This window comes from Acinetobacter sp. YH16044 (assembly GCF_013417145.1).
In the GTDB taxonomy this organism is placed as follows: domain Bacteria; phylum Pseudomonadota; class Gammaproteobacteria; order Pseudomonadales; family Moraxellaceae; genus Acinetobacter; species Acinetobacter amyesii.
On sequence record NZ_VPEK01000143.1, the window covers coordinates 1 to 1,347 of the forward strand.

Annotated in this window: 2 protein-coding genes and 1 pseudogene; all 3 read left to right on the top strand. The window is 39.4% G+C overall.

The genetic code is table 11. The features are described 5' to 3' along the window. Positions 1-88, top strand: a pseudogene (locus tag FTV38_RS18260) (hydroxypyruvate isomerase); the annotation flags it as partial. Then, positions 80-748 carry a replication initiation factor domain-containing protein gene (locus FTV38_RS17570; protein WP_257228816.1) on the top strand — a complete coding sequence of 223 codons (669 nt, stop codon included), beginning with the start codon at positions 80-82 and terminating at the stop codon, positions 746-748. The pseudogene FTV38_RS18260 and the gene FTV38_RS17570, both read left to right, overlap by 9 nt. A 157-nt stretch (positions 749-905) precedes the next feature. Then, positions 906-1,347: MobQ family relaxase (gene mobQ / locus FTV38_RS17575; RefSeq protein WP_180023051.1), on the top strand; the 442-nt coding region annotated here is incomplete at its 3' end.

Here is a 1,347-nt window from a genome sequence, read left to right on the forward strand (position 1 = left end):
TGCCCAAGCTCAGGAAATGCTTGAAGCTGTACAACACTCTACTTTGAAGATGCAATATGACTGCTACCACATGGCGATGATGGGTGACTACGGCTGGCAAGAAAAGTTATATCAATTCTTAAATAAGGCGCAAGGCGCAAAAATTACAAGACTGGATTTAGCACATGATGACTACGATGGTACTTATTTAGATATTGATGATCTGAATGAAAGAGAAACGAACGGGGAATTTTACTATTTTGGAAAGCCTGCACGTGTAACTTGGTTCGGTGATTGGAAATATTTAGATAGAGATAAGCTAGGGCGTACTTTGCAGATCGGTTGCCGTACTTCAGATAAAATGCTTAGGGCTTATGAAAAAGGAAAGCAATTAGGGGATAAAAATAGCGACTGGTTAAGGGTTGAGGTTGAGTTAAAAGCAAAACATACAATTATCCCTTTTGATGCGATTATAAATCCCTCTGATTACTTCATTAATCTGTATCCGTGTTTTAAAGACCTGTTTAAATACGATGATCAGGTTCAATCAAAAATAGAATATGTAAAAAGATCATTGAAAATAAGTATAGAAAAAGGGGTGGATATATTTCGCCATCAATTCGGGCGTTGGTTGGGGTTCTTCCGTCAATGGTTCGGGGATGATGAAACATGTATACAGGCTTTGGCACATGATTTCAGTGTTCCAAAACGATTTAATATGACTAAACAGGATTGGACTAGGGTGCATCCTGATTTTTGTGTTCCTTAGGCTATTTGTGATTTGTGATTTTTAAGGGCGCACTTTACCATTGATAAAAATCTTTGATTTTTTCAATGGAAGTACGGCAGGGGGTAATCCCCTACAACCCCAGACCAATCCATGCAGATTGGTGAAATTCGAAATCGAATTTAAGAGCAAAGGCAAAATGGCAATTTATCATTTTTCAGTGAAGACAATCAGTCGAAGTGCAGGGCGTTCAGCCGTTGCATGTGCGGCTTATCGTTCAGGTGAAAAATTGATAGATGAAAGACAAGGCAAAGAACAGGATTACACCCGAAAAACAGGTGTCGAATTTACAAAAATTTATGCCCCTAAAAATACAAAATCTGAATTATTAGACCGCAATCAACTTTGGAATGCTGTTGAGAAAGTTGAACGTAGAAAAGACGCTAACCTCGCTCGAGAATTTGAAATTGCTTTTCCGCATGAACTGAATGCTGAACAACGACAAGCCCTACTCAATGAACTATGCGAAGAACTGGTCAAACGACATAGTGTTATCGTAGATGCCGCCATTCATGCCCCACACACCCAAAGCGGAAGTGATGAACGAAACTATCACGCACATATCATGTTTACAGGCCGTC

What these genes read in the sequence shown, in the direction of transcription:
- FTV38_RS17570 (WP_257228816.1), top strand. Translation starts at nt 80, where the DNA reads ATGGGTGACTACGGCTGGCAAGAAAAGTTATATCAATTCTTAAATAAG.